This window comes from Shewanella sp. VK101 (assembly GCF_056497865.1).
The window spans coordinates 3,140,768-3,167,483 of the sequence record NZ_CM151402.1 but is presented as its reverse complement, the minus strand read 5'-3'; the positions used below and the strand labels follow the sequence as shown (position 1 = coordinate 3,167,483).

General features: G+C 50.3%; 15 protein-coding genes. 9 read left to right on the top strand and 6 right to left on the bottom strand.

Annotated elements, in window-relative coordinates:
• Nucleotides 1-140: 140 nt before the first annotated feature.
• Nucleotides 141-1,466: a hypothetical protein gene (locus tag ACSHSR_RS14100; protein ID WP_160289599.1), complete on the top strand. Its 1,326-nt coding sequence runs from the start codon at nt 141-143 to the stop codon at nt 1,464-1,466.
• A 162-nt stretch (nt 1,467-1,628) separates the two neighbouring features.
• Entirely contained in the window at nt 1,629-2,240 is a 612-nt protein-coding gene (locus tag ACSHSR_RS14095; RefSeq protein ID WP_317058446.1) for an inovirus Gp2 family protein, read from the top strand.
• 256 nt (nt 2,241-2,496) lie between these two features.
• Here ACSHSR_RS14095 and ACSHSR_RS14090 read toward each other — a convergent pair whose 3' ends face one another.
• The 5 genes from ACSHSR_RS14090 to radC form a co-directional block, all read right to left on the bottom strand.
• Nucleotides 2,497-3,222, bottom strand: coding sequence for a lecithin retinol acyltransferase family protein (locus ACSHSR_RS14090; protein WP_317058445.1), 726 nt, complete (start codon nt 3,220-3,222; stop codon nt 2,497-2,499).
• A 69-nt stretch (nt 3,223-3,291) separates the two neighbouring features.
• Complete coding sequence (locus ACSHSR_RS14085; RefSeq protein ID WP_144134361.1) at nt 3,292-3,852, bottom strand: site-specific integrase; 561 nt, start codon at nt 3,850-3,852, stop codon at nt 3,292-3,294.
• Between the two features lie 108 nt (nt 3,853-3,960).
• Nucleotides 3,961-4,368, bottom strand: a complete 408-nt coding sequence (locus ACSHSR_RS14080) for a DUF2787 family protein (protein ID WP_051541625.1) — start codon at nt 4,366-4,368, stop codon at nt 3,961-3,963.
• Between the two features lie 73 nt (nt 4,369-4,441).
• Entirely contained in the window at nt 4,442-4,804 is a 363-nt protein-coding gene (locus ACSHSR_RS14075; RefSeq protein WP_317058444.1) for a hypothetical protein, read from the bottom strand.
• Nucleotides 4,797-5,288 (bottom strand): RadC family protein, encoded by a 492-nt coding sequence (gene radC / locus ACSHSR_RS14070; RefSeq protein WP_144162414.1) that lies wholly within the window; start codon nt 5,286-5,288, stop codon nt 4,797-4,799. Before radC ends, ACSHSR_RS14075 begins: the two co-directional genes overlap by 8 nt.
• Before the next feature lie 145 nt (nt 5,289-5,433).
• Between radC and ACSHSR_RS14065 the strand changes: the two genes are divergently transcribed.
• Nucleotides 5,434-5,637, top strand: a complete 204-nt coding sequence (locus ACSHSR_RS14065; protein WP_044734129.1) for a helix-turn-helix transcriptional regulator — start codon at nt 5,434-5,436, stop codon at nt 5,635-5,637.
• 66 nt (nt 5,638-5,703) lie between these two features.
• Here the strand turns inward: ACSHSR_RS14065 and ACSHSR_RS14060 are convergent, their stop codons facing one another.
• Nucleotides 5,704-6,039 (bottom strand): hypothetical protein, encoded by a 336-nt coding sequence (locus tag ACSHSR_RS14060; RefSeq protein ID WP_123116656.1) that lies wholly within the window; start codon nt 6,037-6,039, stop codon nt 5,704-5,706.
• Between the two features lie 95 nt (nt 6,040-6,134).
• Between ACSHSR_RS14060 and ACSHSR_RS14055 the strand changes: the two genes are divergently transcribed.
• From ACSHSR_RS14055 to ACSHSR_RS14030, 6 genes are all read left to right on the top strand, one after another.
• Nucleotides 6,135-6,398, top strand: coding sequence for a helix-turn-helix domain-containing protein (locus ACSHSR_RS14055; RefSeq protein WP_233962472.1), 264 nt, complete (start codon nt 6,135-6,137; stop codon nt 6,396-6,398).
• A 673-nt stretch (nt 6,399-7,071) separates the two neighbouring features.
• Nucleotides 7,072-9,927 carry a DEAD/DEAH box helicase gene (locus ACSHSR_RS14050; RefSeq protein WP_317058443.1) on the top strand — a complete coding sequence of 952 codons (2,856 nt, stop codon included), beginning with the start codon at nt 7,072-7,074 and terminating at the stop codon, nt 9,925-9,927.
• 3 nt (nt 9,928-9,930) lie between these two features.
• A complete protein-coding gene (locus tag ACSHSR_RS14045; RefSeq protein WP_317058442.1) occupies nt 9,931-14,886 on the top strand; it encodes a DNA methyltransferase family protein in 4,956 nt (1,651 codons plus the stop codon).
• Between the two features lie 90 nt (nt 14,887-14,976).
• Nucleotides 14,977-18,039, top strand: a complete 3,063-nt coding sequence (locus ACSHSR_RS14040) for a helicase domain-containing protein (RefSeq protein ID WP_317058441.1) — start codon at nt 14,977-14,979, stop codon at nt 18,037-18,039.
• Nucleotides 18,039-24,398 carry a DEAD/DEAH box helicase gene (locus ACSHSR_RS14035; RefSeq protein WP_317058440.1) on the top strand — a complete coding sequence of 2,120 codons (6,360 nt, stop codon included), beginning with the start codon at nt 18,039-18,041 and terminating at the stop codon, nt 24,396-24,398. The genes ACSHSR_RS14040 and ACSHSR_RS14035 overlap by 1 nt, the downstream gene beginning before the upstream one ends.
• A complete protein-coding gene (locus ACSHSR_RS14030; RefSeq protein WP_317058439.1) occupies nt 24,395-26,527 on the top strand; it encodes a 3'-5' exonuclease in 2,133 nt (710 codons plus the stop codon). The genes ACSHSR_RS14035 and ACSHSR_RS14030 overlap by 4 nt, the downstream gene beginning before the upstream one ends.
• The last annotated feature ends 189 nt before the right edge of the window (nt 26,528-26,716 follow it).

The following is a 26,716-nucleotide window of genomic DNA, read 5'->3' as shown; positions in this document are numbered from 1 at the left end:
GTATATCTGACCAAATTCATAGGTAAGTGATAATTCAGTTAATGTATCTCCTAAGCTCAATGACTGGTGCTTCACCAGAAACTAGGTTTGTCCTGTTCGCTTGGGCTGCTCGCCTCGGCAATGGCTTTCAATCTGGGACTATGGAGGTACTCGCAACTCACCTGGGAATCTCAAAACGCCATCTTGGTGTGGCTTTGGATTACTTGGTTCGTGAGGGGTATCTTTGGAAAATTAAGAGCCCCTTGGAAGCGCTCAAAGGTGACAAAAGGAAAGTTCGCTTTGACTATTGCCTCACGCCTGAAGCGTGGCAAATGTGGTCTGATTGGGCTTGTGCAGAGTGTAATTGGAAGGACGAAATTGACCATGTGCTCAGGCTGCCACAATCAAATGAGGTAGTTGGATCTAAAAAACGGTCAGCCATAACAGCGCAAATGCGGTTGGTCTGGATAGCACTATTAATGGCGTCCAACAGGGCTGGATATGTTGTCGGTGTTGACTTTGGTACCTTAAGCAAGATGCTGGGAATGTCAAAAGAGCAGTTTTACCGAGCGGCTAAGGCATTATCCCGCAAAGGTGTAGTATCAATTGCAGTAAGCCACTTAGCACGCACTCCTCTGTTTGGACCAACACCTCCTGTATACAAACTCCAACCTCAGTCGACAAAATGGAAATTAATAAAGTTAGGGGTTTCGCTCGGGGATAGTCAATTAGCCCCTCTTAGATTCTTATTTAAGCTTGAGGATTTTTATCTGAAGGCTGCAAAGCATTCGCGAAAAGGACGATTGCCTTCCCAGTCATCTGATTTGCCAGATCATAGTTATTTTGAATTAGCGAAGATTTTTCATAATCAGAAGCTTCGGGCCTTGGTTTACCATGTTTGCAGGTCGGCAATTTTTTTACTCGCCCCATGCTATTCATCGATTAGTGAACGAGCTGATTTACAGGATGAGCCTAATCAGACGAGGAGATACTCGGAAGTAGCGCTACGTGAGCGGGTTAAGTCTATATTAGAAAATGGCTTGTCTTCCATGGATATGAAGAACTTTGCAAAGGCGAACAAGAAGCAGATAGTAGATGAATCATCTGATGTTGACGGCGCTGATTGGCTTGGAGTGTTTACCCTCCGTGAGTTGACGAACGAGGTGGCCAATTTAGTCCAACTAGTCTCACGGCAATTGCGAGTATTTGTTGGCTGTTTGGGTGGCGAACTACGTGTGTTGGAACACCAAAAGAATGAGCATATGGCCACTATATTACACGATCAGGCTGTATCTTTTTTGGAGCTTCACACAGAGCCAGGAAAAGAGGCGAAGCAGGTCTGGGTCACTTCCTGCGTGTTGAGTGTGCTTGTTCCTAATGAAGAAAAATACGACAACTGCTTGGTGCTAGGTGATGTGTTGTTGATGACTAACTCCAGAGTGACTCATCCTTCCATTCAGCAAGTGGACAAGCTCATTTGTTACTGATTTAGTGAGCTTCCCAAGCTTTGCTGATTCGGATTAGTAGTATATTAACAATAAAGGGGGATTCTATTTAGTATGCGTTTATTGGAAAGGGTATCTAGCAAGCAACAGTAAAACTCTACTGGCAGTAGTCATCATGTGAATCAATCACGAAGGATGACTATCATGTTCCATTTAAACGCTTTCTCAGCCATAGCCAATCGCTCCCTTTGGATTCCCGAGTACCTTGAGATTATTGAAAGGACACTGGATTTATCTTTGGCGCAATTTAACCGAGTGTGTGTGCTGAGATTTGACCTAAGGTTTCCTGAGTCAGAACAGTACTGTGACCCTAGGGTAATCTCCCGTTTTATTGACTCATTCAAAGCCCATATGACGCCATGGGATCGACAGCGAGCCAGCGAACATCCAATAGGTTTTGGCTATGTTTGGTGCCGGGAGAAAGAGACCTCGCAGAACTGGCATTATCACGTGGCATTCGTTTTCAACAAGGATGCTGTCTGTGGCTTTGGACAGACAGTGTTTGGCAGGAGTAACACCTATAACCGAATATTGAAGGCTTGGGCCAGTGCGATTGGGGTTCCAGTGGATAATGCTATTGGGCTGGTTCATGTCTGTGAGAACGGCGTGTATTGGCTAGATAGAAATTCAGATGAGTTCCCTCTGCAATACCAGGCTGTGATGCAGCGCTGCAGTTACCTCGCAAAGGCGGCTACCAAGGACATCTACGATGGTTGCCGCAATATAGGTTCGAGTCAGCAGTTGTTTATGGGATGAGCCGTATTCAGCATTGATGCTGAATACGCAAAGATGATTGCTCAATTTTATAAGTGGAGCATTCCATTCAGTACCGGTTATTGTTTTGTTGGCTTTGCTAGTGTTTTTTGCAGACGTGACGATAAAGACGTTGTTGATCATCTTTTCGTTATCGAAGAGCCATTATTGACCTAACAATGTTTACCATCCCCATGTCATCGACACAAATATTGAAGTGGCTCTAGGGCTTGGATATCCAAGCCCTAGAGCCAAAGTCTCAATGACGTAGCCAGCTCCAGATATCCTTGCCAATATCCACTATTGCCACAATACCGTCTCCGGTAACTTCAAGGGGTTTGACTATGGTGCAATCTACAGCCGTTTCCAATGAACCTTTGACGAGTGATGTTGCAGCTTCACTATAGTTTCCTGCTCTTAAATGCCTGGAGGACGTACTGAGTGTTTCACCGGTGCCATTGATAAAAGTCTCAAGTGGTTTGGCTACTAAATCGCCAGGGGTCCCAATGGCTCTATTCACTGCATCCGGTAACCCAATGTATTCACCGAGGGCTTTGGCTGCTGTTGATGCAAGGGCAATATTGGCCAGGCTCCCTTGTGCTGCACGTTGAGCGGCATTGCCAAGCAATCCGGCTCGTGCTGTCACTTGTGCGGTGAAATGGAGGTTGTTACTGACCTGGTTGGACGTTTCTGTTTCATCGATACACCAGTTGACGAAGTGTTCACAGTTATTGCTGAGCAGGTGATAGGGCCGATAACCGAGTAAGCTCTTTGCTCGCTCCACAGAGCTGTCTCTATCATATGCAATCGCTTTGCGACGAACCTTGGCCCCACCCGAGAATTCACTCAGACTGAGTTGCTCAACAAAACCATCTTTACGTTGGTGGATAACTTGGTCATTCCCAACACACAGACCATGGTGTTCAGTCAGTCCAAGCGGATCGATATTGGTAACCAGATGATCACCGGCTTTGAATTTCTTCATGTTGTACTCCAAATAAAAAGAGAGCAGCGCCCTTTTAGGCAACTGCTCTCAAGTGGGAAAGGTTTAGGGTTAGATTTCCAGTTCAATAAAGTCGCGGTCTATCTGTTGTTGGGTAATGCCGATGTAACGCAGCGTGACCGCTTCCGATTGGTGCCTGAGCATACGCATCACTCGGCCAATATCCTTGCAGGATTGGTACAAGTGATAACCGCGAGTTTTACGCATTGAGTGGGTCCCTAACGCAAGCCTGATGTCTTCACCAACGAAGGCAAAGGCTTTGGTCACGGCTCGACGACTGAGCGGCCTAGGCGCTGCATGTTGCATCTGCTGGCTACGATAGGATTGAAACAGATAGATGTGGTCAGGGTGACGCTGGCGGATAGCGTCGATCAAAGCCTTGGTTTTGGCGTTGAGTTTAATGTCGGCTCTTTTACCGGTTTTTTGCTCAATGATGCTGAGCCTGTCACCTTGGATATCACTGAATCTGATCGCCAGTAGATCTGAGATCCGCAGTGCCAGATTAAGACCGATATTCCAGACATCAGCCATCTGCTGACCAAAGTGACGTTCAAGCAGGTAGCTGATAAGCTTGATGGTATCGCGGCTTTTCACCGCCTCGACTTCTTTCATGGTGAAGTTCCCTCATTTGGCTATTTGATGAATATGGGAACCAGCCTCTTGCCAACCCCTATCGGGCCTGGGTTTGCTGGTGCCCACAATACCTTTTTGAGAACCACTTCAGTGGGCCTGCACTTTGACGACATAAGCGTCGATGGCGACATAGCTGAGGAAGTTCTTGAGCAGCAGTTGCACCAACCCCGCAACTTCCCGCAAAGGCCGAGTTCCGTAGAAGGTGCTGTAAACCTCCTGAGCCTGAAAATGTACGTCAATCTCCCGCTCCAATTCCGGCATGACCCGACCATAGAAAGCGAAGTCGGTAAAGTAGCTGAGTGCCCAGGCATCGCCCTGACGACTCAAACCTATCTCCACCGGATGGAAACCACCCCGCTCGGCGTTGTAATCCGGATCGGCAAAATTGAGGGTGATAAAGCGGGCTTCCTGGGTTTGATAGTCCTTGGCGTGCATCTTTAGCAGTTCATAAAAGTCGGCGGGTAAGGTCAGAGCCTGGTACTGGATAATGTTCATATCGATTCTCCAAAAACAAAAAGCCCGCTTGGTGGATGCCAAGCGGGCAGGGGATAGATAAAAGGTTTGGGATTCAGCTGTGGGCGCTCCAATTGGGTTGGGTATTGGAGCCGTGATTGAAATAGCAGCCGTTGATCACCTTAAGCCAAGGACCAAACGGCACGCCGTAAGTGTCGCAGCGCTGCAGGTAGCGACAAAAGCCGATTTCCCTGGGAATGTGACCATCCATATCTTTGTGAGACACATACAACACGGTTTTGCGCAGTGACGTTAATGGCATCACCTGGGGATCACCAATTACCTCGCCTGTGTCATTCAGCGGTCGCTCGAACGTGGGCAGGGTAAGCTCTCTGAGTATATACGCCCGCAATTCAGGGAATGCCTGACAGGCTTCAGCCACCGCAGCCTGCGAAAAGCTGTCGGTAAACTCAATCATGGTGCCTTCCCTCCAGCCAACCTCGCTCCGCAAACGACACACATTGGTCGCCCACCACAATGTGGTCCAGCACTGGCACATCTATGGTACTGAGAGCGTTGATTAACCGCTCGGTGATACGCCTGTCGGCCTGAGAAGGTTCGGCAACACCGGAAGGGTGGTTGTGAGTGAGGATAACTGCCGCTGCATTGCAGCTCAGTACCGCTTTAACAACTTCCCTGGGATAAACACTGGCAGCATCAATCGTGCCGTAAAACAGCTCGGTGAACTCAATTAATCTGTGCTGGCTGTCCAGCATCATGACCGCGAATACCTCGCGCTCATGTTGATGCAACTTGAAGCGCAGAAAGTCCATGGTTGCGCTTGGGTTGGTGAATACGCCATCTCGAACATAGCGCTCGGCGATGATGCCGGCAGCGGTTTCGAGGATTTGACTGGATGTGTGAGACCAGTTGTTGCTGGGTGCAGAAATGGTTCTGTGCATATCGCCTCCTTGATGATGACTCTGGTTTATGCACAGGGGTGATATATATCTGAAAATGTTTCGAAAAGCGGGCTGCAGAGTGAATGCGGAAAAGTTAAAAATTACTGACAGCGCTTATGTGATGAGTCAATAACAGGAGCTCATCATGAGACTAATTAAACTGAAAGAAGTACTGAACCTGACAGCCCTGTCCCGCGCCAGTGTATACCGCATGATGGCTGACGGAAAATTCCCAAGCTCTGTATCCCTCGGCGAGCGCTCCGTTGGCTGGGTAGAAGAAGAGATTTTGAACTGGATAGAAGAGCGAATTGCAGCAAGGGATGGCAGCTTGGCAGTGGGTAACATTTGAACTGGTAGAAGAAGGGGGACAGACTTTGCTGTCCCCCTTCTTCCCATATCTGACCGAATGTTGACTTTATCCACTGAATTGGGCGTAACCTAGTACATTGGACATAAACCCCTGTGTTGCCATAAAACCAATAAGGCCTCCGATAAACTGAGGGCCGATACTCCAAAATATGCGCTTGTAAAAAGCGTCTACAGCGCCGGTGGTTAGGTAAATATCGGGTCTGACAAAGTCCAGAAACAGGCGACCGATAAAAGCCCCTGTGCCGGTAAGCAAAGTGCCAGACACTAAAAAAGCCAACCATCCCCAAAAACCAACAGAGACATGGCTGTTGAATACAGTTACCAGCACCGTGATAAACATTAAGACAAAGCTAATTATCAAATATCGAACGTATCTATCCATTACAGCAACTCCTGAGTAAATCGGGCTCAGCCCTTTGATATTCGCTCCCCAATATGGCCGAAAATAAAATATCCCAAAATGGGATATTTTGCAACATGACTTACTATCCAGCCATGCAAAAAAGCTGGTTGGAACGCGAAGAATCGCTACGTAATGAACTGAAAGCAATGCGGAAAAGCGCAGGGCTTAGCCAAACTCAACTTGCGGAAAGACTCAACAAGCCTCAGAGCTTTGTTTCTAAATATGAAAGTGGTGAGCGACAACTGAGGATTTTGGAGTTGGAGGCTGTTTGCATCGCTTGTGGGGCATCAAGTGCTTCTTTCTTGGAGCGGTTTTTTAGAGTATATCCACTGGCCTAAATCCATTTCTTTCTCAGAGCTTTTGTACATATCTTGATTCAGTATCAAGAACAAGGCTCATGAGACTGAGGACCATTAAATTCTGTGGCCTGCCCACTGGATACCGTTCGCCGTATCTGGCACAATCATTTAGTTGTAGGACGTTAGAAGTAAGTCACTGGCGAACATTAATAAATAGCTAAAATACGCTTCTTCTCTGAACTGTGATCAAGTTACGCCAGAATAGTCTCGCTACCATTTGGCTCAATTAAGAAGAATCATCAAAAGGCTCAAGGATGGTCGAAGTAAAGCCAAGCAATACAACGATGCTGCCATTTCATAAGTCAGAAGCATTCTTGCTGGTTAGCAATGACGTTACTCAGTGTTACGGGTTTAACGAGTCATTGCTTCATTCTGACTTCCGTGAGAAACCTACCTGCTCGTGCCCCCATATTGGCGAGCCTGAAAGCAATTTTTTCGAATCAAAGCTTGGACTTGAGTCTAAGCATAGCGAATATCTCAAATCAACCATAGAGAAACGACTGCTTAAAGACGTCGGGTCATTTGAGAATTCCATAGCCAAGCCTGGTACCAATAAACCTCATTTTAACTGTTCTGACACTTACCGTTTGATGCAGCTTGCTGAGCACCGTCAAATGGCTATGAGCCGGGACTATCAATCAAAGTCGATAACATGAATAAATACCATTTTGCACCCGGTATGCGGGTAGTGATCAGAGATGCCGAGTGGCGTATTCGCCGCGCTGACAACAGTGGGGATGGTGGTTATCTGCTCACCTGCGACGGCATATCTGAGCTTGTTCGTGGCAAAGAAGGGCTGTTCCTGACCAAACTTGAACAGAACATCGAAATTCTTGATCCGGCAAATACCAAACTGGTCGAAGATGACTCGGCAAACTATCAGGCAGCACAGCTCTATATAGAAAGCCAGCTGCGTCAGCGAGTACCGACCGATAATTTGGTGCACTTTGGCCACCGTGCAGCAATGGACTCTATGCCATTTCAGCTCGACCCAACTCGCCTGGCATTGGCACAGCCCCGTCAGCGCATTTTGATCGCAGATGCAGTGGGTCTGGGTAAGACGCTTGAGGCCGGGATCCTTGTTTCTGAATTGATCCGTCGTGGTCGTGGTAAACGCATACTTGTGCTTGCGGTTAAATCGATGCTGACTCAGTTCCAGAAAGAGTTCTGGAGTCGTTTTGCCATCCCGCTCACCCGTCTGGATTCTGCGGGGCTGCAGCGCGTGCGCAATCGTATCCCAACCAATCACAACCCGTTTCATTATTTCGACAAGACAATTATTTCGATTGATACCTTAAAGCAGGACATCGAGTACCGTCATCATTTGGAAAATGCCTGGTGGGACATCATCGTCATCGATGAAGCGCATAACGTCGCAGAGCGTGGAACCAGTTCACTGCGCAGTAAACTGGCAAAACTGTTGGCCGGTCGCAGCGATACGCTGATTATGCTCTCGGCCACGCCCCACGACGGTAAGCCTGAAAGTTTTGCCAGCCTGATGAACATGCTGGACCCTACTGCCATCGCAAATCCGCAGCAATATGAGTACAGCGATTTTGCCGACAAGAATCTGGTAGTCAGACGCTTCAAAAAAGACGTTAAGGACCAAATGGTTGGTGAGTTCCCTGAGCGTCAAATCCACTCACTCAAGCGAAAAGCGACAGCCGCAGAAGAAGAAGTCTATCGACGTTTGATTGAAAGCAAGCTGCGTGATGATGACGACGATTCCCCTGCGACCAAAGGGCGTCTGTTTAAGGTCACACTTGAAAAAGCACTCTTTTCCAGCCCAATGGCCTGCGCCAGCGTTGTGCAAAACCGTCTTAAGCGCTTGCAAGCGCGCAAAGAGATAAACAGTCAAAGCCAGATCAACGAGCTGCAGTCGCTGCTGGCAGCCCTTAACAATGTCGATGCCAGTCAGTTCAGCAAGTATCAACTCTTGCTTGAGACCATCCGGGAAGACTTGCAATGGAAGCCCAACAAGGCTGATGACCGACTGGTCATTTTTACCGAGAGCATTAAAACCCTGGAATTTCTGGCTTCGCAGCTGCAGAAAGATCTCAAGCTTAAAGACGAGCAACTGGCAACATTGCGCGGCGATCAGGGTGACACAGTACTGATGGAAACCGTGGAGGCCTTTGGCAAGTCACAATCTCCGCTGCGACTGCTTGTCTGCTCAGATGTCGCTTCAGAAGGTATCAACCTTCACCATCAAAGCCACAAGATGATCCACTTCGATATTCCCTGGTCGTTAATGGTATTCCAGCAGCGTAACGGCCGTATCGACCGCTATGGCCAAAAACAGGTACCACAGATCCGCTACCTGCTGACGGAGGCGGCTGAGGAAAAAATTAACGGCGATATGCGTGTGCTTGAGGTGCTGATTAACAAAGATGAACAGGCGCAGAAAAATATCGGTGACAGCTCCGAATTCACCGGCAAATACAGTCAGGAAGAAGAAGAGCAACAAGTCTCTGACTTCATGATGATGGATGACGGCGCCAGCCTGTTCGAAGCGTTACTCAATACTAATGTTACCCAAAACACTGAGCATGATCTGTTTGGTGCGCTCTGCAGTGGTGTCAGTAGCGATAGCACAGCGGCTACAGCGAATGGGACCTCCCTGTTTGAGAGCGAACAGGCTTATTGCCAAAAGGCATTGGGAATGATCAAAGCCAGCGGTCAAACCATCCAGTACGATACCCTGCCCGATGGCACCTTATCGTTGGTGGCGCCCGATGACCTGCGTCGCCGCTTTGAGCGACTGCCACCAGAAATTGCGCCTGAGAATTGGGAGATTTACTTAAGTCAGGATAAGCAGGTAATCACCGATGCCATCATCCGGTCTCGCGGAGAACAGCACGCCTGGCCGTCGGTGCACTATCTGTGGCAGATAAACCCGGTTGTGCAATGGCTGGACGATAAGATGCAAGCCGCGTTTGGTCGCCATCAAGCGCCGGTGATGCGTTTACCCCATCTGTTTGATGCGGACGAGGACCACTACATCCTTTCTGGTTTGTTCCCGAACCGCAAATCTCACCCAATGGTCAACCCCTGGTGTGTGGTCAGTTTTAACCGCGAGCAATTAGTCGGCAGCGTGCCGTTCGCCCAATTTGTGTCGGAGCATCCGCAACTAGCTGGCAGACTGACCAACGCAGGGGGATTGCAGCGCAATCATCAAAGACAACAGCAACTGCTTGCAGCGGCAATAGACCATGCCAAAGAGGTGTTTGTGCAAGAGCGCAACGTCTTTGAAGCGCAGATAAATCAGCGCCTGACTGAGCAGCTGGCAAAGCTTGATGTACTCAAAGGCCGTCAGCTCACACAGCTTGAGTTGGATTTCGCAGAAAACAAGCAGCTCGAGTCGGTAAAACAAAATCGTAAAGAGCAGCGCCAGCGCGAAATAGAGCACAACTTCGAAAGTTATCTTGAATGGATCCAGGACACCATGACCACAGAAAAAGAGCCGTATATCCAGCTCATTGCAGTCATTACCGGGGCGGAGGGTTAACGTATGGCGCTGGTCGGCATCACTAACGAAAACGAATTCTACTCAAATCATTATCTGGGTGAGGTGTTCAGCAACGATATTCGCGATGTACTGGAACCCTGGACCGAGCAGGAAAGCGCAGCCCGGGAACTCGAACGCGTTGCCCGCGAAGCAGGAAAAGAAGTAGCCGCAGGCTACCGGGCTCCATGGAATCAACTGAGCTCCTTGGCCACGGCGTTTTTCCGGCAGCTAACCGAGCATGAAAAACAGCGTCAGCTCACGCAGCGTCTGAATGATCAGCGCAGTCGCTGGCAACCGCTGCTGCAGGCGCTGGGGTACGAGCTTACCCCACAAGTTCAGATGCTGGACGACAATGCGCCGCTGCCCTTGTTGGCGCGTTATAACAGCGCCGACGGCAGCCCCTGGCTGTGGATTGTTGAAGCCCACGATGCCGAAGAGGGAGAAAACGATCCGCTGTCGCTCTCACTGCTCAAGGCACAATTTCCGGCTGATGCAGAGCCTAAGCTGCGTGACGGCCTGCTTATCAACAGCCGTGGCGAGCCTCGCAGCTGGCAGGAGTTGCTCTCTGGCGTGGTGTTTACCCAGGCCGAGCCACCGCGTTTTGTACTCTTGTTGGGTAACCGGCAACTGTTGCTGCTCGACAGAACCAAGTGGGCGCAAAACCGTTTGCTGCGATTCGATTTTGAAGAAATCCTAAGCCGCCGGGAGACGGATACCCTCAAGGCGGTGGCGGCGCTGTTGCATAAGGACTCTTTGCTGCCAGGCAGCGGTGCGCCTTATCTCGACTCACTGGATGAGAATTCCCACAAGCACGCCTTCGGCGTTTCAGAAGATCTCAAATTCGCCCTGCGCGAGTGCATAGAGCTGCTGGGTAACGAGGCAATGAGTTACCTCATCGAGCGAGGGCTGGCCAGTTATACCGGCCAGAAGGCAGTCAGCCCGGATGAGCTGAGCCGTGAGTGCCTGCGCTACATGTACCGTCTGCTGTTCCTGTTCTATATCGAAGCGCGCCCGGAGCTGGGCTTTGCACCCATGACCGCCACGACCTACCTGCAGGGTTACAGCCTCGAAACCCTGCGCGATCTGGAGATGGTCTCCTTAAGCTCAGAAGAAGATCGCAACGGCCGCTACCTGCACGACAGCCTTGAGATGCTATTCAAGCTGGTGCGCGAAGGCTACAGCGGCGGCGTTCAGCGTCAGGGTGATTTGGGCGTGGCGGCGGGAGAGGAGCACCAAGGGCTTCTCAGCATCAACGATCATCAGTTCCGCGTACCAAAGCTCGAAAGTCATCTGTTCGCGGCAGATAAAACCCGTCATCTCAATCGCGTGGTGTTTCGTAACGAAACGCTGCAACAAGTCATTCAGGCCATGTCCCTCAGCCGTCCCGGCAAAGGGCGTTTCAGTCGTCGTGGTCGTATTTCCTACCGTCAGCTCGGCATCAACCAGCTGGGGGCGGTGTACGAGGCGCTGCTTTCCTATCGCGGCTTCTTTGCCAGCGAAGATCTGTATGAGGTGAAAAAAGCGGACAGCGACTTCAATGAGCTGGATACCGGTTATTTCGTCAGCGCCGACGACATTGGCAAGTATCGGGAAGACGAAAAAGTCTACAACCCAGGTGGTAGTCTGCGCATCCATCGCAAGGGCAGCTTTATCTACCGCATGGCTGGTCGAGACCGGGAAAAATCCGCGTCTTACTACACACCGGAGGTGCTGACCCGCTCCCTGGTGAAATATGCCCTGAAGGAGCTGTTTAAAGAGCAGATCGAGCCCATTGCCGACCCCCATGCCAAGGCCGATGCGATTTTAAACCTCACCGTCTGCGAGCCTGCCATGGGCAGCGCGGCCTTCTTGAACGAAGCCATAAATCAACTGGCGGAGGCGTATCTGCACCATAAGCAAGCCGCCGAGGGCAAGCGTATTGCGCAGGACCGCTATACCAGCGAGTTGCAGCGGGTAAAAATGTATATCGCCGACCACAATGTCTATGGGGTTGACTTAAACCCGGTAGCGGTGGAACTGGCCGAGGTATCGCTCTGGCTTAACGCCATCAGTGGCGATGCCTTTGTGCCCTGGTTTGGATACCAGCTCTATAACGGCAACTCGCTGATTGGCGCCCGCCGTCAGGTATTTAATGCAAGCGAACTGAGCTTTAAAAAGGCCAAGGACCCAAGCTGGTTAAACAGCGAGCCGCGTGAGCTGCCCATGGCCAAAGCCCGTGAGGCCAGGCAAATTTTCCACTTCCTGCTGCCCGATCCCGACATGGCCAATTACAGCGATAAAACCGTTAAGGCCCGCTATCCTGAGGCGTTTAAACAGCTCAGTGAATGGCGCAAAGCCTTTGCCGCCAGCTTTAAGCCGGATGAAATTATCGCCCTGCAGCGCATCAGCGCCAAGGTCGAGGCATTGTGGCAAACCTACCGCCAACAGCTAAAAGCTGAACGCGCCAAAACCGCCGACAGCTATGCGGTGTGGCCGGCCCCCAGCGCCGTAAGCATCCATGAAAGTTTAAGCAGCAAGGATGCCACCCTAAACAATCGCCACAATGACAGCAGCAGTTACCAAAAACTGCGTTGGGTGATGGACTACTGGTGTGCCCTGTGGTTCTGGCCCCTCGACAAGGTCGAAGAGCTGCCGGACCGCGGCGACTGGCTGTTTGACCTGGAAACCCTGCTCGATGGTGTGGTGCAAACCCAAACCACCGCAGAGTTTGAGCTGGCCCCTGGGGGGCAGCTGGGGCTGCTGGAGCCCGCCGCCGGCGAGCAGATATCCCTCTTCAGCCAAACCGGCGTGCTGCAGCGCAACAAACTCTTTGCTGCCTTGCCGCGCCTGGCGGTAGTGGATGAGATTGTCCGCGCTCAGCGCTTCTTCCACTGGGATCTGGAGTTCAGCGATATTTTTGCCGAGCGCGGTGGCTTTGATCTGATGCTCGGTAACCCGCCCTGGCTTAAGGTGGAGTGGCAAGAGGCTGGGGTGCTCGGGGATTTTGAGCCTGAATTCGTACTGCGTAAATTATCTGCGACCAAGCTGACAAGTCTGCGGGAGGATGCCTTCGAGCAGTATCCTGCGCTGGAGACCGCCTGGCGCATTGAATATGAGAGCTGTGAAGGCACCCAGAATTTCCTCAATGCGCTGCAGAATTATCCGGTGCTGAAGGGGACTCAGACCAATCTCTATAAGTGCTTCCTGCCACAGGCCTGGCGCTTGGGGGCGGAACAAGGCGTCTCAGGCTTTTTGCATCCTGAAGGAATCTACGATGACCCCAAGGGCGGAACAATGAGGGCTTCGGTTTACCCACGTTTGCGGGCGCACTTTCAATTCCAGAACGAGCTGAGCTTGTTTGCTGAAGTTGATCATCATGCCAAATTCAGTAGTAACATCTATTGCGTGCAACCTAGAGATATCCAATTTGACAATATTTCAAACCTGTATGCTCCCCAGACTATTGATGCTTGTTTTAATCACAATGGTGCTGAAGATGTCCCGGGTATAAAAGATGAACAGGAAGTTGATGGCAAAATAAAAGTCACTTGGAACACTGCGGGGCACCGTAGTCGTTTGGTATCTATTGGTAGTAAAGAGCTCAAACTGTTTGCACGGCTGTACGATGCGGAGGGCACCCCTGCTAATCAGGCCAGATTACCCGCTTTGCATGCGGACCAATTGGTTGCAGTGTTAGAGAAATTCGCTGACCAGCCTAGGCGTTTAGGTGATATACAGGGAGAGTATTTATCCCTGGAAATGTGGCATGAAACCAATCAGCAAACAGATGGGACAGTTGAACGCCAAACCAAATTCCCAGAGAACACTGCACAGTGGATCCTCTCAGGCCCACACTTTTTTGTTGGAACACCATTTTATAAAACCCCCCGTGCCAACTGTACCTTAAATAGCGATTATGACTGCCTCGATCTGCTCACCCTGCCGGACGACTACCTGCCGCGCACCAACTATATTCCGGCCTGTGATGCAGAGGAGTATGCCCGCCGTACTCCTCGGGTGACCTGGACCGAGCCGGGAGAAGAGCAGCCCAAAAAGGTAACGGAGTATTACCGGTTGATTATAAGAGCAATGCTTTCTCAATCTGGCGAGAGAACCCTGATTGCTGCGATTGCGCCACCAGAAAGCGCACATGTGAATGGAGCTCGCACTTATACGTATTCTTCATTGGATCTATTGCTTGAACATGCCAGTCAAGTGATATCTGTGCCATATGACTTCATGTGCAAGTCAACCGGCAAAGCAAATCTGCATCAGATGCTGGATGATTTCTCTCTTGCATCTTTCTCCTACGAACAAAAGCAGTATGCATTTGTGCGACTGCTCGCTCTCAATTGCGTGATTGACAAGTATTCCGACCTTTGGGAAACAACATTTGATGGTGACTTTACTCATCAACGCTGGAGCCGCGATCTACCGCAGTTGCCACAAAGCTTTTTCTCCAAACTCACACCCCATTGGCAGCGCGACTGTGCCCTGCGCACCGACTATAGCCGCCGTCAGGCGCTGGTGGAAATTGATGTTCTTGTGGCCCAGGCCCTGGGGCTGACGCTGGAGGAGCTGCTTACCATCTACCGGGTGCAGTTCCCGGTGATGCGCCAGTACGAGGCCGATACCTGGTATGACCAAGTGGGCCGCATCATCTTTACCCCCAGCAAGGGGCTGGTCGGCGTTGGCCTGCCGCGCACCGCCCGTAAAGCAGACCTTAAGGCCGGTATTGTTTATGAGGTCGATAGCCCAGAGTGGACGGGGGCTGATTCAGGCAAAGCGGGCTCGGATCTCGCCATCGGTTGGGACGATATCAAGCATCTGACCCAGGGCACTGTCAGCGTCACTTTCGATGATGACACCCGCCCCGATGGAGCGATGCGCCGCACCATCACCTGGAAAGCGCCCTTTATTAAGCCCGACCGTGAGGATGATTACCGCGTCGCCTGGGCGTTTTTTGCCAATCAGGGGTGACGCAATCAAGTGGCAATAAGACATCGATAAGAAAACTGAAACTGGGGCACAAAGCCGGCAGCGGCTTTGGCAATCTTGCAGGATAAAAAGATGCATCAATACCGATTACCCGAAGAACTGGACAACGTGAGTCAACAGCAAGCCGATTCGACCCGTGATACGGTGGAGCAGGAACTCGACGCGCTGGACACTGTGATAAATGAAGCCGAGCAGAAACGGCGTGGTGATTTTTATACGGACGCCTATCAGCGTCAGCGCGGTTATGACGAGTTGTACCGCCACGGTTTTGGTAAAACCGTGGTTATTGATACCGAGTTGGAGGGGCGGCTTAGTTTTCGCGTCTCCCAGGCAACCAGCGACTACGCCAGTACTCGACTGGGTTTTGCGACCCCTAACTCGCCCCTTGGCAAGCTGTGTCGGATTGCCAAGTTGGGCATGAGCCACGAAAGTCCAAAATGGGGCAGCTATACAATCGTCGAGATCCGCAATTTTGCGCGTTATAGTGGCAAAGACGCTGCCGAGCATATCCGCAATTTTCGGGTAATGGAGTCTCAGGCGCTTTCCCTTGGCAAAAAGGACAGTGGCTTTAATGCTATCGTCAGCAACCTGCGTGCAGCCTTGGGACGTTGGTTTGCTGATAGCAAGTTGGTACAGATTCAGCCTTCTTCTGTTGAGGCGTTACCTGTGGGTGACGCTCCACTTAGCCAAGGTCCCTCCCCTGTGGATATGGAGTTTGAATTTGATTTTGACGAGCCGGTAATACTCGATGAGGCAGAAGCGCAGCCGGACAATCAGTATGATATCTTTGGCCGCAGTGAGCAGGTGCAGGATGATTACTATGGCCTCAGCACTTACTTCTTTTTGAATCCGACCGATGAGCAGCTTGAGATCATGACCAACAGTGCCGGCGCGGGGCCGATGTTGGTAGAAGGGGTGGCGGGCTCGGGTAAAACCTGTGCAGCCCTTGGCCGTGCCAAGACTCTGTGCGATCTGGCGCGCTCGACCGATGACGAGCAGTTCAACAGTGACTTTTTAGCCGAGAGCAGTATTGGCTTTGTACGCACCGGTGAGCTGGTGCAATACCTGCGCGCATCCTGCCTCGAGCTAGATATTGGCCAGTTCCCGGTTGAGGAATATGCCAGCTTGGTCTATGAGCTGAGCCAATCACGTAATCTTTTAGTTGAGTTACGCAAGGCGCCCAATTTAGCGGTCGATGATGCGGTTGTATTGGATGATGCTGAGCAAGAGCCTATCAATGACATGGGGGATAGTGCTGATAGTACGGCAGTGGTTAACGGGAAATCCCAGACCCGATTTCATCACCTCGGACGACAGCCTGATTATGACTTTAGGGATGAAACCTCAATGGCATGGCTTCGTCACGTTAGCGCTGTGATTGGCTGGCGTATCGCCGATGATTTACAGCAACAGCTGGTGGCGCTCAGCCTGCCAGAAAATATCCAAAGCGATAAATTTATTGCAAAAAACGGTAATGCTGACACCTTGCTTGCTTTGGTGAAGGAGCGATTATCCACTTACTATCAGCCAATTTTGGCGCAGTTACGGGAGCAAACAACCGCTCCTTTTGCGCTTGATCGGGTGATCAGTAAAATCTATCAGGCCCATCGGCAGCTAGAGCGTGAATTGTTTGATAGAAGAGCTAAATGGGTAAATCCTAGTGTTGAACAGTGGCGTACCATCCGTGATGATAAGGCTGCAGTGGCATTACTACGAAGCCACGGTGTTATTTTCGTGGAATATAAGCGACATCTCAGTAAGGCCGGACTGACAGGTATCCTTGTTGAAGTTAAGGAAGATCTGCTAAATCTTATCCATCAAGGGGTAAGTATTTTTGCTGCCGATGAGATAGTGCCTTTACCACTGACAGATATTGAACAGCTATGGTCAAGCTTACAGCAAGAGGGGCCGCGGTTTATTGGCGAATTTGCTGATGGACTCAAGGTGTCGATAATATTTGCCAAGGATTTTGATGACCTCAATATGCGCATCATCAATAAAACCCTATTGGCAAAATTGGATAAACGGATATTCAATATCACCGAAGCCAGCCCATTTTGTCGGCAGATTTTAGCTGGGCAAAAATCAACTTCCTTAGAGAAAGTCTTAAAAAATCAGTTGCAACGTATTTACCGTAAATGGCAGTTTGCTGAGCTTTATCGAGATGCCATGTTGCAGCCTTATCATACAGATAAACCTAAAGCTGACACTGTAAAGCAGCGTTTATCGCAGTGGCAGGATATTGCCGACCGTTTAAAGGATAGGTTATTGGCTGAGCATGACAAAGATTTGCTGCTTTCGCTGGCGCATATCATGACGCGAGACCTTCCTTCTGATGCCCCTGTTCCCGCGCACATGGCGGTGTCCAGCTATAACCGCTCGGTGTTTATTGATGAGGTGCAGGACTTTACTGAGCAGCAGATTTTCTTAATGGCTGAGCAGGCTGATCCTAAATATCACGCAGTGACCTTGGTGGGGGATATGCACCAGCAACTTGGTCGCGGTAATGTGCGCGATATTGAGGCTTGTTTTCCGTATCGACCATTGAGTCGTTATCTGCTCAAGGAGAATAAACGTCAAGAACGTGCACCGCAGTTGGCCGCCACTGCCATGCTGTTCCGTGCGCTGGTGCAACAAGACTCGCGTTTAGTCGATGCAGAAAATATAGCGAAGTGGCAGCGGGACAGTGCGCAGGGTGATAGTCGCCAGTTTTATGATGTACGTTTCGATGGCGTGGATGAGTTGCTGTTGGACGTGATTGAGCGCCAGCCCCATGGCCGAACCATTGCCGTAGTTTGCCCGGAAAAATCCATGGCAATTTCGCTGGAGGCTCGTTTGCGTGGGCCATTGGCCAGTCGAACCAGTCGAAGCTCGCATGTTGCAGACCGCATCGACTTGGCGAAGAAATACATGGTGCATTTTTCATGTGCTGAGCATGTTAAGGGCCTTGAGTTCGATACCTTAATCTATGCGGGCCTGGAGCATGTTGATTGGGATGATGCCCACCAGTTGAACAAGATTTATGTGACCTTGTCACGTCCTCGTAAACAGTTGGTGATGTTTGGCGATAGCGCCGGTTTGCCTGCTGTTGTACGCGATTGCCTGCTGCCTGCAACTGATATGGAGAGCTACTAATGTTACCTTCGGTTGTGAGTCGGCAGGTAGCCGACAGTGTGGCTGCCTTTTTGCGCGCCGCCTTCCCGATGAACTGCCCACTGTTTAGTGAACCTGCCGGCAGTGTACATAGCCAGGATGGCCATCAAACACTGGAGAAGTTTCTGGCGCAGCCGGAAGCACTATTAAAGGGGCCTTACCTCTCGGCCTTGCTGCCATTTAGGCAAAGCACACTGGCATTGGATTTTTTTGCGCATCTGACATTGTCATTTCCTCCCCATGCGCATCAGGCGCGTGCGTTTGAGCGATTGGGCGCAGCCGAACCTTTGCCAACGCTGGTGGCCACCGGCACAGGCTCGGGCAAGACCGAGTGCTTTATGTATCCGCTGCTGAATTACTGTGCGGGTACGCCAGGGGCGGGCGTGAAGGCCATCATCATTTACCCGATGAATGCGCTGGCCACCGATCAGGCCAGCCGATTTGCCAAAGCAATCTCCGCCGATCCTCAACTGCAGGGCAGGGTGACCGTCGGTTTGTTTGTTGGCGATAGCGAGGAGTATCCGAGCAAGCGCATGCTGGCCGATAAAGTGATTACCTGCAAGCACACGCTGCGGGAGAATCCGCCCGATATTCTGCTGACCAACTACAAGATGCTGGACTATTTGCTGATGCGTCCGGTTGACCAGGCGTTGTGGCGTTATAACACTCCCGGTATGTTGCGGTATCTGGTGGTGGATGAACTGCATACTTTCGATGGTGCGCAGGGATCGGATTTGGCCTGTTTGGTGCGCCGCTTGAAGCATCATATCGGGGTGGATAGCAGTCGCTTTGCCTGTGTGGGAACCTCTGCCACCGTGGGTGACGAACTTGGGCAGCTGCTTGAATATGCGACTGCGATTTTCGATCAGCAATTTGATGACAGTGCAGTTATCCGGGAAGACCGTTACCGCGCCAGTGAGTTCTTAGACGGCTATGAGCTTAGCCATACGCACTTCCCTCAAGTTGATAAGGCATCCCAACTGTTGCCGCAAAACTATGGTAGTCCGGTGGATTATCTGAACGCTCAAATTCCGCTTTGGTTCCCCGAGAGTGACTTGGTGCTGCCTGTGGATTTGGAAAGTGACCATGGCCGTCATATGCGGATTGCGTTAGGCGAGTTACTCCGTGGCCACAGTATGCTGCATGTGTTACTCAATGACTTACAGCAAGGTATCCTCTCAGAGCAGCAGTGCTGTGACACCCTCCAAGTGATGCTGGCAGTCACTGCCGAGCATGCAAAGTATGTGTTGCAAAGTTTTGTGGCCTTGATTGCTCAGGCTCGCCTGTCGGTTTCTGAATCTGAAGCAGATAAACAAAAGCGTTTGGCTGAAGGTAAGCCCAGACCAGTTAGGCCCTTTGTACAATTGCGCTCACAGCTTTGGTTGCGGGAGTTACGGCGTCTGGTCGCCAGTGTGCAATCCGAACCCATTTTAAAATATGCCGATGACTTGGTTATTGATGAACGAACCCACCATCTTCCTGTAGTGCATTGCCGTGATTGCCATGCAACCGGTTGGGCCAGTATTCGTCATGGTCAAAGTGCCAAGTTAGAAACCGAGTTGGACGATATCTATCGTCAGTTCTTCGACCATGGCCGCTCTGTTGTGCTGGCATTTCCGGATAGGAGCGATAAGCCTGCCAGTGGCCAGCATCAGAAGCTCTGTACCGGGTGTTTGACCCTGAACCGGCAGACTAATGCGCAGTGCAATCACTGTGGTCATGATGAGCTGCTGCCGGTGTTAATTCCGGATATGCTCAAAGAGCGCAAGGATGAGCTGGAGTTCGCCAACGAATGTCCTTTCTGCCACAGCAAGGAGGGCATTTCGATCCTTGGGTCTCGTGCTGCCAGCCTGTCTGCTGTGATGATCCACCAGCTATATGGCAGCCGTTTCAACGAGCATAAGAAACTCATCACCTTCTCGGATTCGGTGCAGGATGCGGCTCACAGAGCCAGCTTTTTCACCGCTCGCACCTGGCCTTTGATGGTGCGTGGACAAATTGGCAGCTTGTTACCAACAGATGGCGTTATTTCGTTAGATGCTTTTGCCAGGAGGGTTTGCGAGCAGACACGAGCCGACGCCAAGGATGATGCTCACTTCGCTGCCAACTTTATTGCTCCGAATATGTTGTGGCTCAATGATTATCAGGAGCTAAAACAACAAGGTCAGTTGCCTGAAAAGTCAGATCTGCCCGAACTGGTCGGCTTGCGGTTGGATTGGGAGGTTTATAGCGAATTTACCTTGCGTGCCGGTATTGGCCGTACACTGGAAGTGACCGGGTTTGCGAGCGCTGGCATCGATATCGAACGATTTAACCCGGCAATTGCGGCTCTCCATCAGCATTTGAACGAAGAATTCGGTGAGCTGATGAGAGGAGTGAGTGCGGAGCAAGTCGCCCATCTGGCTTTAGGGGTTGTTTGGCGTATGCGTCAAGCCGGCGCAGTGATGCACCCAGCCTTCGAGAGTTACCGCCGTGATGGTAAAACCTTCTTAATGACTCAGAAGGAACGAACATCACGTTATATGCCGTCGATCGGCCCCCGTACCCGAAAGCCCTCCTACGTTACGTTTGAGAAGATCAATGGTTTCCAGCGCTTAATCGGCGCCAAATCCAATCCAAGTTGGTATCAGCATTGGATTAACCGCACACTTAATAATGGCGATAACGTCTTTATCAGCAGTGTGCATGAGAATCTGTTGCAGTCTTTGCTGAAGGCCCTGCTGCGTGCCGGGATTCTTGTCAGCTTTGAGACCTCGGGCAGAGAGGCATGGGGACTTGCCCCTTCCGCATTGGTGGTGAGTCGTGATGTGGTTCGACTGAACTGCTCCTGCTGCCGGGAAGTTATTCATGCGCCTGCTGATCAGGCATGGCAGTGGAAAGATGCGCCTTGTATGTCGCTGCGTTGTGAAGGCCATTATCAACAAGTGGATAACCATTCCAGCTGGCAGTGGGACAATCTGGATGTGGCTCGTGTCGTAGGCGCCGAACATACAGGCCTGTTAACCCGGGAGACAAGAGAGGCAACCGAGCAGTCATTCTACAAGGGCCACCAGCCGTGGCATATCAACCTGCTTTCTGCTACGCCCACTCTGGAGATGGGTATTGATGTGGGCGACCTGTCAACGGTATTGCTTTGCTCTGTACCGCCGGCGCAAGCGAATTACCTGCAGCGCATTGGTCGTGCCGGGCGTAAAGATGGCAATGCGCTGAACATTACGGTTGCAGAGGGTAATCCGCACGATCAGTTCTTTTACCAAGAACCGCTGGAAATGATGCAAGGACAGGTGCAGGCCCCGGGGGTATTCCTCAATGCGGTAGCCATCCTTGAGCGTCAGCTGGCGGCATTTTGTATGGATAATTGGGTGAAAACCGGTGTCCCAGCTTCTGCCATCAGCAAGAATGTCAAACAGATGCTGGATGAAGTGGAGTCTGACCGGAAATCAGGCTTCCCTTACAACTTTTTACGCTATGTAGAAGATCATCGGGTTGAATTACAGAACCGCTTCTCTTCAATTTTCCCCGATATTGCCTCGGATACTCTCCAGCATTTGCAGCAGTATCTTATTGGTGAGTCCAGTACGCGTTCTTTGGTGCAGCGAGTGGACAGTGCCTTGAATCTGTTGCTTGAGGATCGCAAGTCACTGCGGGCACGAATTGACAAGTTAAAACGCAGTATTGAGAAGCTTGAAAGTTCTCCTCGTGATCAGAATTTTGATAAAGACATGGGGGAACTGGCCTCTGAGCGACAGGCATTGATGGCTCTGGTCAATCAAATCAACAACAAACAGACGTTGAACTTCTTCACTGACGAGGGGCTCCTGCCCAATTATGCCTTCCCTGAAGCCGGGATTACGCTGCGTTCTGTGTTGTGGCGACGCAAGGACAATGAGGGGAGTGAGGTCAAAGAATACCAGAACACCACCTTCGAATATGAACGTCCTGCTTCAACTGCACTCGCTGAGTTGGCACCTCTCAATAACTTTTATGCGGGAGGGCATAAGGTCGAAATTGAACAGATCGACCTGAAATTATCTGAACCTGAGAACTGGCGGATCTGTTGTCATTGCAATTACAGCGAGAATATCGATCAGACCGGCGATCCGCATAAATATTGTCCCAAATGCGGCTCCCCAGGATGGGTTGATGCCGGGCAAAAAACAACCTTGCTGAAATTACGCCAGGTTTACGCCAGGGCGAATGCGCGTGACAGTTTGATTGGCGATGAGAGTGATAGCCGTGAACTAACTTTTTTCCAGCGACAACTTCTGGTGAGTTATGAGCCGGAAGACGTTGCTGCTGCTTATGCTATCGATGAAGGTGAAGTGCCGTTTGGTTTTGAGTTTTTGAGCAAAGTTACGCTGAGAGATATCAACTTCGGTAAACAGATCGACGATGCAACAGAGTTCCTTATCGCGGGTGATAAAAAGCGTCGCACCGGATTTAGGGTCTGTTTGGGCTGCGGCATGGTGCAACGTCCCCGAGACCATGAGGCGCGACATGACTTGAGTTGTAAGTATCGAGCTGAACCGGAAGCAGCAAAGTTCGAGGATTATCTTTACTTATATCGTCAGTTAGAGTCTGAGGCGCTGCGGATTCTGCTACCAGTATCCAGTTACAGCTCAGATCGTATCGTGGAGGCATCTTTAGGTGCTGCGATTCAACTGGGGCTCAAACACTACTTCAAAGGCAACGTGGACCACTTGAAAGGGGTGGTCTATCGTGAGCCAGAAAATGAAGGTGAATCTTGGCGCCAGTATCTGGTTATTTATGATACTGTTCCCGGTGGCACGGGCTCCTTGAAGGAGCTGATGCGCACGCCGGACAATTTGTTGCATCTTTTGAAACTTGCCCATACCGCATTGCAGGAGTGTAGTTGCAACCATGACATCAGTAAGGATGGTTGTTATCGTTGCGTTTATGCATATCGCGACCGGGGGAGAATGAAGCAGGTCTCCCGCAATCAAGCCAGGCAAATATTGGCAAAGATTCTAGACAACAGTGACAAGCTCCATTCGGTGCAAACCATCAATAACATCCCGCTTGATGTCATGATGGGCTCAGAACTGGAAAAGCGCTTTATCACTCGATTGCAGGAAGACAAAACACTGATCGTGACTCGCAGTTATGCACATCCTGGAGCTGGCTGGGTGATCAATACTCGCGGGGAGCCTTCTATCGTTTGGCATCTAAGAGCGCAGATTGATCTGGGACCCAAAGACGGGGTAGGTATTCCAAGCCGTCCTGATTTTGTTCTTTACCCTGTACCACAATCCTCTGCAGTGAAACCAGTCGCAATTTTTCTCGATGGTTTTGTATTCCATAAAGAGACAGTTGATGAAGATGTACAGAAGCGACAAGCCATCAAAGACAGTCTCAATTATCGTGTTTGGACCATTACTTGGCGCGATTTGAATGAAGCTGGCTGTAAGCATATCCAGGATGTGCTTGGGTTAGGGCACAATCCTGACATGAAGCAGCCTAAGTTTTATTCTCTTTTCCATGACATGACCTTTGCCACTTTGGAAGGGGCTGTTCGTGAACGAAACAGCTTTGACTTATTGCTCGACTATATAGCTGAGCCTGTTGTGAAGGACATGCAATGGCAAAAGTTGGCAGCGGCCCATGCCTGGGTATGGCTCAATGCTATAAAGTCTCAAGACGCCGGCATTCGCCAAAAGTTCGCATACGAAATGCATGAAAACGCTCCTCATCATAGGCAGTCACAGCTTTTGCCTGATGAACCATTTGTATTTGGTGGTTTACTGGATAGCTGCGAGTCCTCACAGCGGTTTATTGAGCTCGCTTCTGTACTGGCGCAGCGTTTTATCAATCCTTCAACTTCTGCGGCAATGATGAGAGCCGCTTTGCAATTGCATGTGAGCTTTGATGATCGCTACACCAAGGATGAGGGGTATGAACGAGGGCTTAACGGTTTCTGGCGACTGGTGAATTTGCTGCAGTTTTTGCCCGGGATGTCATTCAGCAGTCGTAAGGCAGTGCACAGCCCTCAAGTGCAAGTGGTTGTTGAGCCGGCAGTGCAAGAGGTTGAAATTCAAGATAGTGGCAACTGGAGTGAAGCCATCGAGTTAGGCTTGCTAACGGCTCAAGAGGTTAGCCTGTTGCAAACATTAACTTGGCCTATGCCAATCATGGGTTATCCGTTACAAAACGAATTCGGTGAGATAGTTGCTGAGGCAGATATCGCATGGCCTGAAAATAAAACAGCACTCATCTTTGAAGATCAGGCTTCTGCTGCACCCTTTATTAACAGTGGTTGGACGGTCGTTGTCGGCCAGATCAGCAAGGAAACAATACGGTCTTTATCTGGAGGTAAGGCATGACAGTTCAGTCGCCCAAAGTAGCACTCTCTGACGGCTTTCTTGGTGCTTTTGCTCGGCTCCCCAAAGCACAACAAAAAAAAGTGCAGGAGTTCATTTCGAAATTTAGACAGGACCCCACAAGTAATGGTCTGAATTACGAAAAGATCCACGATGCCCGCAGTCAAAATGTACATTCAGTTCGAATTGATCAGACCTATCGCGGTATCGTGCTAAAGCCTGAACAGGGTTCAATTTACATGATGATGTGGGTCGATAAGCATGACGAGGCCTATGATTGGGCTCGTCGCCATGACTGTTCGATCCACCCTCTCACTGGGGCAATTCAAGTAGTTGACACCAGCTATATTAAGGCTGTGCCAGAAGTCTTGGAGGTGCCAGCGGCTGAGATTCAAAAACCAAAGCTATTATCTGCCTATACAGCTGAACAGATATTGGCATTGGGGGTTCCACCTGTATTCATCAAACAAGTCATGGCTTTGACCGATATTGCTGATTTCCAGTCGTTAGAGCAAGTTATGCCCGCGGAGGCGTGGGAGCCTCTGCATTGGCTAATAGAAGGGTTTGATTATCAGGAAGTGTTAGAAGAATTTAATGACCATCCTGACTCCCCGGTCGATACTACGGACTTTTCTGAGGCTATCTCACGAAGCAAGCGTCGATTCTATGTTGTTGAAAATGAACAAGAGTTGATTCAGATGCTCAATGCGCCATTGGAGAAATGGCGCGTATTTTTGCACCCTAGCCAGCGTAAGCTGGTGGAGTCTCCTGCAGCGGGACCTGTTCGAGTGCTTGGTGGCGCTGGAACGGGGAAGACCGTGGTTGCTATGCATCGCGCTCGTTGGTTGGCACAACGCCTGGTGGATCAACCGGGCAAAAAAGTTCTGTTTACAACGTTCACTCGCAATTTAGCTGCGGATATCCGAAATAACTTGCAGCGTCTTTGCACTAGGGAGGAGATGGCTCGTATTGAGGTAGTCAATATTGATGCCTGGATCACTGATCAGCTTAAACGGCATGGCTACGACTTTAAGGTCGTGTATGACAATGACGAGGGGCGTCGCAGATGCTGGCAATATGCCATGCAGCAGGCTCCTGCAGAGTTAGGTTTACCAGAAGGTTTCTATGCCGAAGAATGGCTGCGAGTTGTTCAGCCTAACTCGGTTTATACCCGGGATGAGTATCTGAAGGTGAGTCGTTTAGGTCGCGGTACCGCCTTATCTCGAATTCAACGTGCCAAGATATGGCCTGTTTTCGAAGAGTTTCGCTCCCAGATGGACCGCGCCAAACTTCGAGAAATGGCTGATGCCACCCACGAGGCTCGCGTACTGTTTAAGGAGAAGCAACTGCAGTTGCCCTACAGCAGCATCGTAGTAGATGAGGCCCAGGATATTGGCTCTCCCGCTTTTACACTGATCCGCAGCTTGGTGCCTGAATCACCGAATGACCTGTTTATTGTTGGAGATGGTCATCAACGAATTTACCGTAACAAGGTTGTGCTCGGGCACTGCGGTATTAATGTTCGTGGTCGTCGCAGTAAGAAGTTGAAAATAAATTATCGCACTACAGAGGAAACCCGGAAGTTTGCAGTTGCACTGCTGTCTGGGGTCCAAGTTGATGATCTCGATGGTGAGCAAGATGCCGGTAATGATTACTTATCTCTGCTACATGGTGATAAGCCCACAATTACCCATGCCGCTGATTTCAAGTCAGAGGCATTAACGATAGTAAACCAGATTAAGGCCCTTTTGGCTGATGGAATTCGCTCGCAGGATATTTGCCTCACTGCTCGTACTAAGCACATCTACGAGCGTTATGCATCAGCATTGAACGAAGGCGGAATCCCTACTTTTATTCTGGGTCATGACAGTGCGGATAGTGGTCTAAAAGAAGGTGTCCGTGTTGCAACCATGCACCGGATTAAGGGGCTTGAGTTTCAATACGTGTTCCTGGCAAGTATAAATGACGGGGTAGTCCCTGAGCCGAAAGCTGTAAATTCAGAGGATCCTGTAGAGCAACGCGATGCAATCTTCAACGAGAGGGCGTTACTGCATGTAGCAGCAACCCGTGCAATTAAAGGACTATTCATCAGTTCCTCTGGAAAGCCCAGTCAATTATTAGTTGTATGGTGACTGTAACCTGAGAGTTACCTCTGTTGTTTTGATTGAAGATCCGATATCTTTATCAAAACGAGTAACTCTCATCTTTTCAAGATGATGAGTGAGATCAAATTGTGCCTAAGTGTAATAACTTACCGATTCATAATGCTCAACGCTTGCTCAACTGACAAGACATGCCTGCCTAACCCTACAGTAGAGATT